General features: G+C 69.2%; 15 protein-coding genes. 9 read left to right on the top strand and 6 right to left on the bottom strand.

Translation table 11 applies throughout. The features are described from left to right. Positions 1-123 precede the first annotated feature (123 nt). Positions 124-288, top strand: coding sequence for an HVO_2901 family zinc finger protein (locus tag FY251_RS23300; protein ID WP_305037580.1), 165 nt, complete (start codon positions 124-126; stop codon positions 286-288). Positions 289-335: 47 nt separating this feature from the next. After that, positions 336-2,210 carry a Glu-tRNA(Gln) amidotransferase subunit GatE gene (gene gatE, locus FY251_RS08155; protein ID WP_148414280.1) on the top strand — a complete coding sequence of 625 codons (1,875 nt, stop codon included), beginning with the start codon at positions 336-338 and terminating at the stop codon, positions 2,208-2,210. Between the two features lie 43 nt (positions 2,211-2,253). Here gatE and FY251_RS08150 read toward each other — a convergent pair whose 3' ends face one another. After that, complete coding sequence (locus FY251_RS08150) at positions 2,254-2,781, bottom strand: hypothetical protein (protein ID WP_148414279.1); 528 nt, start codon at positions 2,779-2,781, stop codon at positions 2,254-2,256. Between the two features lies 1 nt (position 2,782). Next, positions 2,783-3,709 (bottom strand): M48 family metallopeptidase, encoded by a 927-nt coding sequence (locus FY251_RS08145; protein WP_148414516.1) that lies wholly within the window; start codon positions 3,707-3,709, stop codon positions 2,783-2,785. A gap of 171 nt (positions 3,710-3,880) precedes the next feature. On the opposite strand from FY251_RS08145, the gene FY251_RS08140 reads away from it, so the two are divergent. Continuing rightward, complete coding sequence (locus FY251_RS08140) at positions 3,881-4,363, top strand: MaoC/PaaZ C-terminal domain-containing protein (RefSeq protein WP_148414278.1); 483 nt, start codon at positions 3,881-3,883, stop codon at positions 4,361-4,363. On the opposite strand, the gene FY251_RS08135 is transcribed toward FY251_RS08140, so the two are convergent. Together FY251_RS08135 and FY251_RS08130 are read right to left on the bottom strand one after the other, a co-directional pair. Then, positions 4,364-5,176, bottom strand: coding sequence for an RNA methyltransferase (locus FY251_RS08135; protein ID WP_148414277.1), 813 nt, complete (start codon positions 5,174-5,176; stop codon positions 4,364-4,366). After that, positions 5,173-5,766 carry a hypothetical protein gene (locus tag FY251_RS08130; RefSeq protein WP_148414276.1) on the bottom strand — a complete coding sequence of 198 codons (594 nt, stop codon included), beginning with the start codon at positions 5,764-5,766 and terminating at the stop codon, positions 5,173-5,175. The genes FY251_RS08135 and FY251_RS08130 overlap by 4 nt, the downstream gene beginning before the upstream one ends. A gap of 142 nt (positions 5,767-5,908) precedes the next feature. Between FY251_RS08130 and FY251_RS08125 the strand changes: the two genes are divergently transcribed. Both FY251_RS08125 and FY251_RS08120 read left to right on the top strand, forming a co-directional pair. Next, entirely contained in the window at positions 5,909-7,048 is a 1,140-nt protein-coding gene (locus tag FY251_RS08125) for a dihydropteroate synthase (RefSeq protein ID WP_148414275.1), read from the top strand. A gap of 188 nt (positions 7,049-7,236) precedes the next feature. Beyond that, the gene (locus tag FY251_RS08120; RefSeq protein WP_148414274.1) at positions 7,237-7,920 is read left to right on the top strand and encodes a 6-hydroxymethylpterin diphosphokinase MptE-like protein; all 684 of its coding nucleotides are present in this window, start codon (positions 7,237-7,239) and stop codon (positions 7,918-7,920) included. Positions 7,921-7,968: 48 nt separating this feature from the next. Here FY251_RS08120 and FY251_RS08115 read toward each other — a convergent pair whose 3' ends face one another. Further along, a complete protein-coding gene (locus FY251_RS08115; protein ID WP_148414515.1) occupies positions 7,969-8,736 on the bottom strand; it encodes a hypothetical protein in 768 nt (255 codons plus the stop codon). Between the two features lie 387 nt (positions 8,737-9,123). Here FY251_RS08115 and FY251_RS08110 point away from each other — a divergent pair, with 387 nt between their 5' ends. The 3 genes from FY251_RS08110 to sod all read left to right on the top strand — a co-directional run bounded on the left by FY251_RS08110 (position 9,124) and on the right by sod (position 12,004). Then, positions 9,124-10,578 (top strand): deoxyribodipyrimidine photo-lyase, encoded by a 1,455-nt coding sequence (locus tag FY251_RS08110; RefSeq protein WP_148414273.1) that lies wholly within the window; start codon positions 9,124-9,126, stop codon positions 10,576-10,578. Positions 10,579-10,662: 84 nt separating this feature from the next. After that, complete coding sequence (locus tag FY251_RS08105; RefSeq protein ID WP_148414272.1) at positions 10,663-11,268, top strand: DJ-1/PfpI family protein; 606 nt, start codon at positions 10,663-10,665, stop codon at positions 11,266-11,268. 136 nt (positions 11,269-11,404) lie between these two features. Continuing rightward, complete coding sequence (gene sod, locus FY251_RS08100; RefSeq protein WP_148414271.1) at positions 11,405-12,004, top strand: superoxide dismutase; 600 nt, start codon at positions 11,405-11,407, stop codon at positions 12,002-12,004. 116 nt (positions 12,005-12,120) lie between these two features. On the opposite strand, the gene FY251_RS08095 is transcribed toward sod, so the two are convergent. After that, a complete protein-coding gene (locus FY251_RS08095; protein ID WP_148414270.1) occupies positions 12,121-12,546 on the bottom strand; it encodes a hypothetical protein in 426 nt (141 codons plus the stop codon). Positions 12,547-12,703: 157 nt separating this feature from the next. Here FY251_RS08095 and FY251_RS08090 point away from each other — a divergent pair, with 157 nt between their 5' ends. Further along, positions 12,704-12,994, top strand: a complete 291-nt coding sequence (locus FY251_RS08090) for a DUF5827 family protein (RefSeq protein WP_058826157.1) — start codon at positions 12,704-12,706, stop codon at positions 12,992-12,994. Positions 12,995-13,080: the final 86 nt, after the last annotated feature.

The raw sequence follows: 13,080 nt of genomic DNA, 5'->3' as shown, positions 1-13,080 counted from the left end.
TTTACTCGACTCGCGGTAGCAATCGCACCCCCGCGACGCCGTGACAGTCACTCCCGAGTGAAGAACTGTCACGAAATCTCGAAAACCGGTATTTTGAAGCTTGATTTTGACGATTATACCAGTATGGCCGGACTGCAAGAGCAGCGGGCCCGCGGGCGAGACATGTTGGAGTGTCGAGGTTGTGGGGCCGTATTCCCGGAGGGACGAGCGACGAACGACGGGTGGACGTACGTCTGTCCCGAGTGTGAACAGGTGGAAGGTATCGGCGACGGTCTGCGCCGTCTCTGACGGCAGACTGAATCCTTTTTTACTCCCCCCGAACGCAGGGAGTACCAATGACCGACTACGACTACGACTACGAGGACCTCGGCCTCGTGGCTGGGCTGGAGATTCACCAGCAACTCGACACCGAGACGAAGCTGTTCTGCGGGTGTCCGACCGACCTCCGCGAGCCGGACGAGGCCGCGCGCACGTTCTCGCGGTTCCTCCATCCGACGAAGAGCGAACTGGGCGAACTCGACGACGCCGCCCTCGAAGAGAGCCGCGTCGAACGCGAGTTCGAGTACCTCGCGTACGACTCGACCTGTCTGGTCGAAGAGGACGACGAGCCGCCGCACGAACTCGACCACGAGGCGCGCACGGTCGCCATGCAGATCGCCGAACTGCTCGACATGAACGTCGTCGACGAGGCGCACGTCATGCGCAAACTCGTCATCGACGGCTCGAACACCTCCGGTTTCCAGCGCTCGTCGCTCATCGCGCAGGAGGGCGAGATTCAGACCAGCGACGGCCCCGTCTCCGTCGTGGACCTCATGCTCGAAGAGGAGTCCGCCCAGCGCGTCGAAGAGCGCGACGACGGCGTCCTCTACAGCATCGACCGCCTCGGCATCCCGCTCGTCGAAATCGGCACCGGCCCGGACATCTCCTCCCCCGAGCAGGCCCGGGAAGCGGCCCAGACCATCGGGATGCTCCTGCGCTCGACCGGGAAGGTCAAACGCGGCCTCGGCACCATCCGGCAGGACGTGAACGTCTCCATCGCCGACGGCGCGCGCGTCGAAATCAAGGGTGTGCAGGCGCTCGACCAGATCGACGAAATCGTCCGCTTCGAGGTCGGCCGACAGGCGGAACTGGTCGAGATTCGCGACGAACTCCGGTCGCGCGACGCCTCGGTCGGCGACGTGGCCGACGTGACCGACGTGTTCGAGGGCTCGGACTCCGGCGTCATCCGCGGCGCGCTGGACGCCGGCGGGAAGGTCACGGCCGTCCCCCTGTACGGCTTCGACGGCCTCGTCGGCCGCGAGCTTCAGCCCGACCGCCGCCTCGGCACCGAACTCTCGGACCACGCCAAGCGCCACGGCGCGGGCGGCATCTTCCACACCGACGAACTCCCGGCCTACGGCGTCACCGAGGCCGAAGTAGAGGCGCTCCGCGACGCGGTCGACGCCGGCCCCGAGGACGCGGTGGCCATCGTCGCCGACGACCCCGAGACGGCCGACCTCGCCATCGACGCGGTCGCAGAACGCGCCGCGGTCGCCATCGAGGAGGTCCCCGAGGAGACCCGCGGGGCCAACGACGACGGCACGACGCGCTACCTCCGCCCGCTCCCCGGCGCGGCCCGGATGTACCCCGAGACGGACGTGCTCCCCGTCGACCTCGACACGAGCGACGTGGAGACGCCCGAACTCCTGACCGAGAAGGTCGACCGCTATCAGGCCGAGTTCGGCCTCGACGCCGGCCTCGCGGAACAGGTCGCCTACGGACGGAAGATGCCGCTGTTCGAGGAGGCCGTGGACGCGGGTATCGACGCGACGTTCGCGGCGGGCCTGCTCGAATCGACGCTGACCGAACTCCGCCGCGACGACGTGGCCGTCTCCGAACTCACCGACGACCACCTGCTCGCGGTCATGCACCTCGTCGAGGACGGCGACCTCGCCAAGGAGGGCGTCAACGACGTGCTCGCCACTATCGCCGCGGACCCGAGTCTCACCGCCGAGGAAGCCGTCGAGGAAGCCGGCCTCTCCGGCGTCTCCGAGGACGAGGTCCGCGAGGCCATCGCCGAGGTCGTCGAGCGCAACGCCGACCAGGTCGAACAGCAGGGCATGGGCGCGTTCTCGGCCCTCATGGGCGAGGCGATGGGCGCGCTCCGCGGCAAGGCCGACGGCGAGGTCGTCAGCGACGTGCTCCGCGAGGAGATCCAAAAGCGCGCCTGAATCGGCCCCGACTGTTCTCGCCGACCGTCTTTTCTCCCCGTTCTCACGACGCCGAGCGCCCGCCGTCGCGGACGAACCGCCGCCGGACCCACCGACCCGCGTACTCGACGCCGGCCGCGGCGACGAGGAGGACCAACAGCGCAGGTCCGAAGATGAGGAACATCCCGAGCGCGTCCGTCTCGCCGCGGACGTGGAGGAACGCCCACCAGACGAGTTCCGTGACGCCGAACAGGGCGACGAGCGGCGCGACCAGCCCCCGGCGGGCGAAAAGCAGGGCCGCGGCGACGACGAACCCCGCGAGCAGGAGGAACGAGAACCCGAGGAAACCCGCCGAAGTCAGCGGGTCCTCGACGAAGCCCGAGGGAAAGGCGTCGGTGACGAGTCGCGCCGCGGTCCAGACGGCGAGCGTGGCGAGGGCGTAGCCGCCGCCGAGGAGCGCGGGCGTCAGAAAACCGCGGGCGCTCCGGGCGCGGGTCGCGTAGACGACGCCGACGGTCGTGAGCGCGGCGGCGACGGCGACGACGTGGGTGAGAAGCCAGTCGCCGAGCACCGGGTCGGGCGAGCCGGGCATCTCACCGCACCTCGATTCGCGTCATCGACTCGTCGGCCATCGCGGCCAGCCGCTCGACGCGCTCGTCGGTCGAGGGGTGGGTCGAAAGCAGGTCCGACACCGAGTCTTCGACCTCGACCTCGACCTCGCCGTACACCCACAGCGGCGACAGCCCGAGTTGCGGCCGGGCGGCCCGCTCTAACTTCCGCAGGGCCGACGCGAGCGCCATCGGCTTGCCCGTCACCTCGGCGGCCCGCGCGTCGGCCGCGAACTCCCGCTTTCGCGACTGCGACCGGACGAACACCGTGAGGCCGAAGCCGAACAGCCCGACGAACTCGTCCAGTCGGAGGCGAACCCGCCCGGCGAGCGTCTCGGGCCACGACCGCGGTCGGCCGCGCATCCACGCCGAGCCGAGGGCGAGCCCCGTCGTCAGGAACGTCACGGGCGAGACGAACAGGTAGCCGACGCCGACGACCGTCTGGAGGACGCTCGCCACGAGCGACTGGACCAGCCCGTCTTTCCGTTCGAGGTGTGCGAGTTCGTGCGCCAGCAGGGCCTCGAACTCGTCGGCGTCGAGGAGGCGGAACAGCGCGCCGTCGAGGACGACCACGTCGCGGCCCATCGGGTCGAGCGCCAGCGCGTTCGGCGCTGAAAAGCGCGCGAGCTTCAGCGTCGGCGGGTCGAGGTCCATCCGCTCGGCGAGGCGGTCCCGCAGGCGGTGGACCGCCGGCGACTCGGCGGGCGACATGTCCCGCGCGTCGAGCTGGCTGAGCAGGCGCACCGTGCCGAAGCGGAAGCTCAGATAGCCGAGGACGACGGCGGCGACGACGCCGACGACGGCGGCGGTCAGGGGGTCGGGGCGGAGCCGCCAGAGCGTCACCACCGCGAACGCGCTGAGCGCGCTGAGCGAGAGGTAGAACGCGAGGACGACGACGCCGACGGCGACCATCGGGAGCCGAGAGCGGCGCGGGGACGTTGCCATCTCGCGTGCCGATAGGGCGTCGGACCGCAAAAGCTGTCTGGCGCGTCCGGCGGGGGTCGGCGAGTCGCGCTCACTCGGCCGCGCCGCCCGGACCGCCGATATCGCTACATTCTCCACGGGGCCGGGCAAAGGGCGGCCATGCAGTTCTTCGAGGATTTCGCGGTCGGCGACACCGACGAGTTCGGCGAGTACGACGTGACGCTGTCGGAGGTTCTCGAATTCGCCGAGCGGTACGACCCCCAGTGGTTCCACACCGACCCGGAGCGGGCGGAAGCCGAGTCGATGTACGGCGGCGTCATCGCCAGCGGCTGGCACACCACGGCGATGACGATGCGGCTGTTCGTCGACGGCGTCCTCAGCGACGCGGCCTCGCTCGGCGCGAAGGGCGTCGAGGAGCTTCGCTGGTGGAAGCCGGTGTATCCGGGCGACACGCTCGTCGTGGAAAGCGAGGTGTTGGAGACGACCGTCGAGACCGACGACCGCGGACTCGTGGAGATTCGAACGACGACCTTCGCGGAGCGCGAGTCGGGCGAGGTCGAGCTGGTCTGTTCGTTCGTGAGCGACGTGATGGTCGCCCGGCGGCACGGCGAGTGGGGAGTCGGGAGCCGGACGGCGGAGTAGTCAGTCGCGGGGGTCGGCGTCCGCGTCGTCACCGCCGCTTTCGTCGTCGCGGAAGCGGTCGGGGTCGCGGACGGCCTCGGCGGCCCGGCGGAACACGCCCGTCAGCGTCGCGGCCTCGCGCTCGGTCGGGTGGGCGCGGCCGAGCAGTCGGCGCATCATCCGCGAGGTCTTGGTCCGCTTGTGCTCGCGGTAGTCGACGGCGTCGAGCAGTTCGTCGAAAAAGCGGTAGACGACCTCGATTTCGGCCTCGGAGGCGCGCTCGCGCTCCACGTCCGGGAGTTGCGTCTCCTCGACCGTGAAGCGGCGAAGCTCGTACATGAGCACCGTCGCCGCCTGTCCGAGGTTTAACACGGGGTAGCGGTCGTCGGCGGGGATGCAACAGACCTCGTCGAGCATCGACAGTTCGTCGTTGTCGAGACCGGTGCCCTCGCGGCCGAACACGAGCGCGGTCTTCGTCTCCACCGATTCGAGCGAGTCGGCGATTTCGACCGGCGTCTTGAACGGGTAGCGGATGTGCCGGGTGGAGTCCTCGTGGGAGACCGCGGTCGTCCCGATAGTGTGGAACTCCTCTGTGACCTCCTCCAAGGTCGTCTCGGTGGCGTTCGGGAGCACGTCCTCGCGGGCGTGGCCGGCGAAGCCGTAGGCCTCGCCGTCGGGGTCCAACTCCGGCGGGTCGACGAGGCGGAGGTCGTAGATGCCGAAGTTCTTCATCGCCCGCGCGATGGTCCCGACGTTGCCGGGCGTCTCGGGTTCGACGACGACGACGGCGAACTCGCGGCCCCGGTCGGCGTCGGCGTCTCGGTCGCCGCTCATCTCGTCGGGTAGTCCGTGTCGAGGTCGACGCCGTCGAGGTCGTCTTCGGTCAGGGGCGTCGCGTCCTCGTCGTCGTCGTCCGCGTCGGGACCGTAGTCGCGGAGGTCGATGCGCTCGCCCTCGACGAAGTTCTCCTCCAGCCGGCGCTGTATCTCGTTCGCGTCCGGGGGCGACGGCAGTTCGTCGGGTTCGGTGTCGACGTACTCCAGTCCGCCGTAGCCGTCGGGGGCGCGGCCGCCGTCGGCGAACCACTCGTGGAAGGCGTCGGCGAACACCGCGTCGCCGACGAGGTCGCGGCCGTCCGCCTCGCGGAACCAGTAGAGGAAGTCCGGTTCGTGGTGCTCGCAGAGAAGCACCTCCTCGCGGGGTTCGCCGTAGACGATAGCGGCCTGTCGGCACTGCTGAATCTCCTCGTCGCCGTGGACTAGATAGCAGGCGTCGCACGGCTCCTCGACGAGCGAGACGAGGCGCATGAGTCGCTCCCGGGGGTCCTCGGGAATCTCGTCGAGCGGTTTGAACTCGCCCTCGTCGGTGAATATCTCGGACTCCTCGAACCGCCATCCGCGGAGTCCGACGCTGACCTTCGCCATGGTCCGAGGTAGCCGAGCGGCGGATAAAAATGGCGTGATGCCGGTCAGCCGTCCGCGAGAGACGGCGAACCGCCACCGCGGGGGCGACTCGGGCACCTTCCGAGACCGGTCGGCATATGTTCGTGTGGTCCAACCGACGGGTATGCGAACCGTCGATGCGGCAGGGCTCGAAATCGGCGACGACCACCCACCCCGAATCATGGGTGTGCTGAACGTCTCCAAGGAGTCCCCGTACAAGCCGAGCGTGTTCAACGACCCGGGCGAGGCCGCCGAGTACGTCGACCGCGAACTCATCGACGAGGGGGCCGACATCGTCGACGTCGGCCTCGAATCGGCGAACAAGCGCCTCGACGTGCTGTCGGCCGAAGACGAACTCGACCGCCTCGACACGGCGCTTTCGGTCCTCGACAGCGTCTCCGGCGACGCCGTCTTCTCAATCGAGACGCGCTACCACGAGGTCGCCGAGGCGGCGCTCGACGGCGGCTTCGACATGGTCAACGACATCTGCGGCTTCGCCGACCCGGAGATGCCCCGCGTCTGCGAGGAGTACGACGCCGCCGTCGCCAAGATGGCCAGCCCGCCGGACCTCACTCGCCCCGGCGCGATAGAGAAGGTCGACGACATCTACGACGCCCTCGAACTGAACGGCTTCACCGACAAGACCATCGTCGACCCCGCCTTCGGCGGCTGGTCGGAGGCGAAGACGCTCGAACACGACCGCGAGACGTTCGACCGCCTGCGGGAGTTCCGCGGCTACGGCTACCCCATCCTCGTCTCCATCAACCGCAAGAACTTCCTCCGCGACGTGGCCGGCCGCTCGACCGAGGAGGCGCTGCCCGTCAGCCTCGCCGCCACGTCGATGGCGGCCGAGCGCGGTGCCCACGTCGTCCGCACCCACGACGTGAGAGAGACCCGCGACGCCGCGCTCATCGGCCACGAGTTCGCGCGCCGTCGCGTCCGCGAACCCGGCGACGTGTCCGTCGAGGAGCTCGACGTGACGACGCCCGGCGAGGCCGCGAGGCACCTCGACCGCGTCGGCGCGACCCGCGAGGTCGCCGCCGAGAGCGTGACGCGCGTCTTCGAACTGGAGGGGCTCGGAGCCGGCGATCGAGAGGCCCTCGAAGCCGCCGCCAGCGACGCGGGAGCCGTCTTGGCCGCCGGCGACACCGGCGCACTGCTGGTCGGGACGCCCGCCGCGCTCGCCCGGCTTTCGACCCTCGTCACGGACGCCTCCGACGCCCTCGAATCCGCCCTCGAAACGGTCGAGCGGGCGACGCGTTAACCGGTTCGAGAACCCTTCACAGACCCGTCTGCCCGTCTGACGTTCGGCAGACGTTGACCGTTCTACTAAGAGAAAACTTATACCATCCGACTCTAAAACGGTCCTGTGGACGCCGGAAGGGCACGCGGGTAGGGGTACACGAGTGCCGTTCCGGCCCATACAGTTACATTCTGAGCGACAGCTACACCATGGATTTCACCACGTGGGAACCCGTCTACGGGCGGATTCTCGACGACTTCGGCTTCGACCGAACCGGCGACGAGCGCGCCAGAGACGCGCTCGCGGACCTCGTGGAACCGTTCGACCGCGACCGACTGGACTGGGCGGGCGCGACCGTCGCCGTCTGCGGGGCGGCCCCGACGCTCGACGCCGAACTCGGCCGGCTCGACACCCCGGACGTGGACGTCGTCGTCGCCGCGTCCACCGCCGCCGACGCGGTTCGAGACGCCGGGTTCGACCTCGATTTGATGGTGACCGACCTCGACAAAAACCCCGGGACTGCGGTCGAACTGACCGAATCGGGCGTGCCCGTCGCGGCCCACGCCCACGGTGACAACCTCCCCGCGGTCCGCGAGTGGGTGCCGCGGTTCGATACCGACCACGTCCTCGGGACGACGCAGGCGGCCCCGGTCGGTCCCGTCGTCAACTGGGGCGGCTTCACCGACGGCGACCGGGCGGCCTTCATCGCCGACGAACTCGGGGCGGGCCGGCTCGTCTTCGTCGGTTGGGACTTCGACGACCCGACCGTGGACGCCGTGAAAGCGCGGAAACTCCGGTGGGCAGAGCGCCTGCTCCGGTGGCTCGAACGACGCCGCGGGGAGCGGTTTTCGGTGCTCGACGGGCGACGCGACGGCATCGACCCGCTCCCCTGAGAGCGCCCGCACCGACGCGTCCCCGGCGAGCGGTGAGCGGTCGCCCGGCTACCTCGTGTTCTGCGGATGCACGCCGGCCCCCTCCTCGGACCCGGACTGCTCGCCCGCCGACTGCTCGACCACGCCGTCGAACAGGGACGCGTCACAGCCGCGGCAGGTCGCCGAGACGCGCCGTTTCGTCCCACCGCGTTCGGCGCCCGCAACTCGCTTCGTCTCGACCGAAACCGCGCCGTCGCAGGTCGGGCAAGTCCGGAGACACAGCCGAAGCGCTCCGAGGACGCGGTTCCGGTCCGCCGTCGAGAGCCGCCACCACTCGGGGTAGTACCGCCGGAACGTCGCGACCGCCGTGAGGTCGGCGACGAACGCGGCGCGAGAGGCCCACCGCCCCACGGTCCCGCGGTCGAGGCGCGCGAACAGCCCCCGCTCGTCCCAGCCCAGTTCGATTCTGTCCGGATCGACGCCGAGGAGTCCCGCGAGCGCCTCGCGGTCGTGGTCCCGCCCCTCGGTGTCGAGCACGCGGGCGCGCCACTCGTCGGCGAACTGCGGCGACAAAGAGAGCGCGCCGTCCGCGTCGGCCGAAAAGACGCCCGCGCCGTGTAGGGCGGCCGCGAGGTCGACCCGGCCGTCGAGCGAGAGCGGCGGCGACGGTCGCGCCGACGGGAGTCGCGGGGGCGACGGCGGCGGCGACGAGAGTTCGGCGAGCGCGAAGCCGAAGACGACGACCGGCGGCAAGACGCCGAGGAACACGCCGTAGGGGACCCAGACAAGCCACCCGAGCGTGCCGCAGACGAGCGTCAAGAGGAAAAGCGGAAACACGAGCGGGGAGCGGAGACGCGGCTGTCGGACCCCGGAGTCGGGAAGGAAGCGATGCCCGGACATACCAGAACCGTGGGTACGACGCCGTATAGGTATGAACCGGGTACACCAGATAGCAAGAACGTAAACGTGCTCCGGTCCGGGAATTCGGTCGATAACATCACATTACCCGCGACAGTCGCGCCGCCGGGAGTGTCGGCTATCGTACCACATTCATGCCAACGGGCGTCCGAAAACGAGCGACTGCCGCCGCGAGACGCGGTAGGAAGCCGTTTCCAGCGTCTCCGGGCGATTAAGCTCAGTCGAACGAGCCGGGCGAGCGATTTTCCCGCCTGTCGGCGGCCGACTGCCGCTACATTGACATGGACGCCGTCCTGAGGCGCGGCTATGCAACTGCACTGGCACCGCCGGGACCTGCGCGTCGCGGACAACCGCGGCCTCGCCACGGCCGCGGAGGCGGGCCCCGTCGCCCCGCTTTTCGTCTTCGACCGGGACGTGCTCGACCACGCCGGCGCGCCCCGCGTCAGCTACCTGCTCGACGCGCTCGCCGAACTCCGCGAGGCGTACCGAGAGCGCGGGAGCGACCTGCTCGTCGCCCGCGGCGACCCGCGGACGGTCGTGCCGGCGGTCGCGGCGGCGCTCGACGCGGAACGGACCGTGTGGGGCATCGACTACTCCGGGTTGGCCCGCGAGCGCGACGCCGACGTGCGACTCGCCCTCGACGACGCCGGCGTCGCCCGCGAGCCGGTCCACGACGCCATCTTCCACCCGCCGGGGAGCATCACGACGAACGCGGGCGACACGTACGCCGTCTACACCTACTTCTGGAAGAAGTGGCGCGACCGCGACAAGCCCGAGCCGTACCCGGAACCGGAGGCCGGAGACCTCGCCGACGTCGGAACGCTCGAATCCGCAGCCGAACGCCTCGCCGACGGAGACGCCGAGTTCGACATCGCCGTCGGCGACCTCCCGACCGTCTCGGACCTCGGCTTCGAGGAGCCGACGGCGGCGGTCCAGTCGGCGGGGACCGAGGCGGCCCGCGAACGCCTGTCGTCGTTCTGCGCGGACGCCATCTACCGCTACGCCGACGACCGCGACTACCCGACGCGGGACGCCACGTCGCGGCTCTCGGCGGACCTCAAGTTCGGGACCATCGGCATCCGCGAGGTGTACGCGGCGACCGCGGCGGCCCGCGAGGGCGTCGGCGGCGAGCGAGACGAGTCGGTCGAGGAGTTCCAGTCGCAGTTGGCGTGGCGGGAGTTCTACGCGCACGTCCTCCGAGAGCACCCGAACGTCGTCACGGAGAACTACAAGGAGTACGAGGAAGACATCGCGTGGCGCGACGACGCCGAAGAGCTCGCGGCGTGGAAGGCGGGCGAAACCGGCTATCCCATCGTCGACGCCGGGATGCGACAGCTCCGCGAGGAGGCGTACATGCACAACCGCGTCCGGATGATCGTCGCGTCGTTCCTCACGAAGGACCTGCTGTGCGACTGGCGACACGGCTACGCGCACTTCCGCGAGCACCTCGCGGACCACGACACCGCAAACGACAACGGCGGCTGGCAGTGGGCCGCCTCGACGGGGACCGACGCCCAGCCGTACTTCCGCATCTTCAACCCGATGACGCAGGGCGAGCGCTACGACCCCGACGGAGAGTACATCAAGCGGTACGTCCCCGAACTCTCGGACGTGACGGCCAACACCATCCACGAGTGGCACGACCTGACCGACCTCGAACGCGAGCGCCTCGCGCCCGACTACCCGGCCCCGGTCGTGGACCACTCCGAGCGCCGCAAACGGGCGATTTCGATGTTCGAGGCCGCCCGCGGCGACGACTGAGCGTCGGCCGAATCAGTCCGCGTTTCTCCGCCTCCGGTCGCCGCGGCACGAACGGCTTTCTCCTCGGGCACCGACTCCGGAAGCGTGCACGTCGCTATCATCCTCTACGACGGCTTCGACGAACTCGACGCCGTCGCGCCGTTCGAGGTGTTCCAGAACGCCGGCGCGGCCGGGGCCGACTGCGCGGCCGAACTCGTCGCGCTCGACGACCGCGAGTCCGTGACCGCGAGCCACGGGATGCGCGTCGGCGTCGACGGCGTCCTCGACCCCGAGACCGACCGCCCGGACCTCCTCGTCGTCCCCGGCGGCGGCTGGAACTCCCGCGCCGCACAGAGCGCGTGGGCCGAAGCCGAGAAGGGCGAGATTCCCGACGCGGTCGCCGCGCTCCACGAGGCCGGAACCACCGTTGCGGGCGTCTGTACCGGCGGGATGCTCCTCGCCCGCGCCGGCGTCCTCGACGGTCGCCCCGCGGTCACCCACGGCGGCGCGCTCTCCGACCTCCGAGAGACGGCCGCGGAAGTCGTCGAAGCGCGCGTCGTCGACGACGGCGACGTGCTCACCGCGGGCGGCGTCACCTCCGGCCTCGACCTCTCGTTACACGTCGTCGAGCGCGAGTTCGGGTCGGACATCGCCGACGCCGTCTCGACCGAAATCGAGTACGAGCGCCGAACGGACCCGTTCGACGGCTGACACGCTCGCGCGAACCGGAGTTTCTCGAAGGGAGAAATCGACCGACAGCGGCCTCCATACCGTGGTCTGTGCTAGCATACCTCTCCTCAAGTTTTAACAGGATTCCGCCCCACCCGTGATACGGAGGTTACACATTATGAGCTACGAACTCGACCCGCTTCCGTACGAGTACGACGCCCTCGAACCGCACATCTCCGAGCAGGTGCTGACGTGGCATCACGACACCCACCACCAGGGCTACGTCAACGGCTGGAACGCGGCCGAGGAGACCCTCGCCGAGAACCGCGAAGCAGGCGAGTTCGGCTCGTCCGCCGGCGCGCTTCGCAACGTCACCCACAACGGCTCGGGACACATTCTGCACGACCTGTTCTGGCAGAACATGTCGCCGGAAGGCGGCGACGAGCCTTCGGGCGCGCTCGCAGAGCGCATCGCGGAGGACTTCGGCTCCTACGAGGCGTGGAAGGGCGAATTCGAAGCGGCGGCCGGCGCGGCCGGCGGCTGGGCGCTTCTCGTCTACGACTCGTTCTCGAACCAGCTTCGGAACGTCGTCGTCGACAAGCACGACCAGGGCGCGCTCTGGGGTAGCCACCCCATCCTCGCACTGGACGTCTGGGAGCACTCGTACTACCACGACTACGGCCCGGCCCGCGGCGACTTCGTGAGCGCGTTCTTCGAGGTCGTCGACTGGGACGAACCGTCGGCCCGCTACGACCAGGCCGTCGAACTCTTCGAGTAAACCCGATACATCCCGACTTTTCTTTCGGACGCGACGTCGCCAGCGACGGCGCTATTCGCGTCGAATAGAGTGTTGAGAGCCGTCAGAGCCGGCTCTCTCGGATTGCGGTCCGCCGCTCAGAACTGTCCGTCGCGGGCGGTCGGGTCGGAGAACAGCTCTGTGCCGCCGAACTCCTCGTTCAGCGCGCAGACCCGGTCGTACAGCGCGGCGAAGTCGCGGCCGTCAGTTCCGCGGTCGAAGCTGGCGAGGACGCCGATGGGGCGGTCGCCGACGAACGTCCGGAACTGCTCGAACGAGTCGAATCCGCGGACGGTGTAGCCGTAGTCCGCGTAGTACAGCGTCTCGTAGGTGTCTCTCGTGACGTAGCCGAACCGCTCGTTGTCGATAAATCGGGAGACGTCGAGGCATTCGAGCGCATCGGACACGTCCGCCCTGAGATAGAGGTGTTCGTACCCGTGGTGGTCGAAGACCCAGAGGTCTCGGAGGTCGTCCCCGCCGAAGCTTCGGAAGGCCTCGACGAGTCGTGCGGCGGCGTCGCTCATCGTTTCGGGTCTCGCGGCACGGATGATAAGCCTACTCATGGGTCCGTGGAGGCTCGTGCGGGCGTCACGGGGCCGCTCACCGCCGCAGTGCCGTCGTCTCCCCCGCGCGTCGCCCGCTGTCGTCGGGGTTTTGACCGTCGGCCGAGAAGCGTGCGGTATGCCCAAGCCGAAAGACGAGTTCGACACCCTCTACGGGTATCTGCTGTACGAACCCGCCGACATCCTCGACCCCGACTACATGTACACCGTCGGCGAAATCGCCCGCCTGATGCAGGGGTTGTCGCCGCAGGACGACCTCAGCGAGGAGACCGAAGACCGCATCGTCCAGTGGACGATTCCGTGGATCGTCGCCAATCAGGAGGACTTCGTCATCAACGACCCCCGGAGCGACGAACCGGGCTACTTCGGCCTCCACCCCGACGCCGTCCCCGAAGAAGACGAGGAATAACGACCGTCACCCCTCGTCGCGCGGTTCGGTGACCGCGAGTTCTCCCGGCGTGAGACTCGCACAAACGGTTATCTGTCAGGTAGTTG

This window comes from Haloferax sp. KTX1, from assembly GCF_902410085.1.
GTDB classification, from domain to species: domain Archaea; phylum Halobacteriota; class Halobacteria; order Halobacteriales; family Haloferacaceae; genus Haloferax; species Haloferax massiliensis.
The sequence above is the reverse complement of the archived record's forward strand: the minus strand, read 5'-3'. Positions and strand labels throughout refer to the sequence as shown.

Bases quoted from the DNA above. Each gene is read 5' to 3' on its own strand.
- FY251_RS08130 (WP_148414276.1), bottom strand. From the start codon at position 5,766: ATGGCGAAGGTCAGCGTCGGACTCCGCGGATGGCGGTTCGAGGAGTCC.
- FY251_RS23300 (WP_305037580.1), top strand. From the start codon at position 124: ATGGCCGGACTGCAAGAGCAGCGGGCCCGCGGGCGAGACATGTTGGAG.
- FY251_RS08090 (WP_058826157.1), top strand. From the start codon at position 12,704: ATGCCCAAGCCGAAAGACGAGTTCGACACCCTCTACGGGTATCTGCTG.
- sod (WP_148414271.1), top strand. From the start codon at position 11,405: ATGAGCTACGAACTCGACCCGCTTCCGTACGAGTACGACGCCCTCGAA.
- FY251_RS08110 (WP_148414273.1), top strand. From the start codon at position 9,124: ATGCAACTGCACTGGCACCGCCGGGACCTGCGCGTCGCGGACAACCGC.
- FY251_RS08135 (WP_148414277.1), bottom strand. From the start codon at position 5,176: ATGAGCGGCGACCGAGACGCCGACGCCGACCGGGGCCGCGAGTTCGCC.
- FY251_RS08095 (WP_148414270.1), bottom strand. From the start codon at position 12,546: ATGAGCGACGCCGCCGCACGACTCGTCGAGGCCTTCCGAAGCTTCGGC.
- FY251_RS08145 (WP_148414516.1), bottom strand. From the start codon at position 3,709: ATGGTCGCCGTCGGCGTCGTCGTCCTCGCGTTCTACCTCTCGCTCAGC.
- FY251_RS08120 (WP_148414274.1), top strand. From the start codon at position 7,237: ATGGATTTCACCACGTGGGAACCCGTCTACGGGCGGATTCTCGACGAC.
- FY251_RS08140 (WP_148414278.1), top strand. From the start codon at position 3,881: ATGCAGTTCTTCGAGGATTTCGCGGTCGGCGACACCGACGAGTTCGGC.
- gatE (WP_148414280.1), top strand. From the start codon at position 336: ATGACCGACTACGACTACGACTACGAGGACCTCGGCCTCGTGGCTGGG.
- FY251_RS08150 (WP_148414279.1), bottom strand. From the start codon at position 2,781: ATGCCCGGCTCGCCCGACCCGGTGCTCGGCGACTGGCTTCTCACCCAC.
- FY251_RS08125 (WP_148414275.1), top strand. From the start codon at position 5,909: ATGCGAACCGTCGATGCGGCAGGGCTCGAAATCGGCGACGACCACCCA.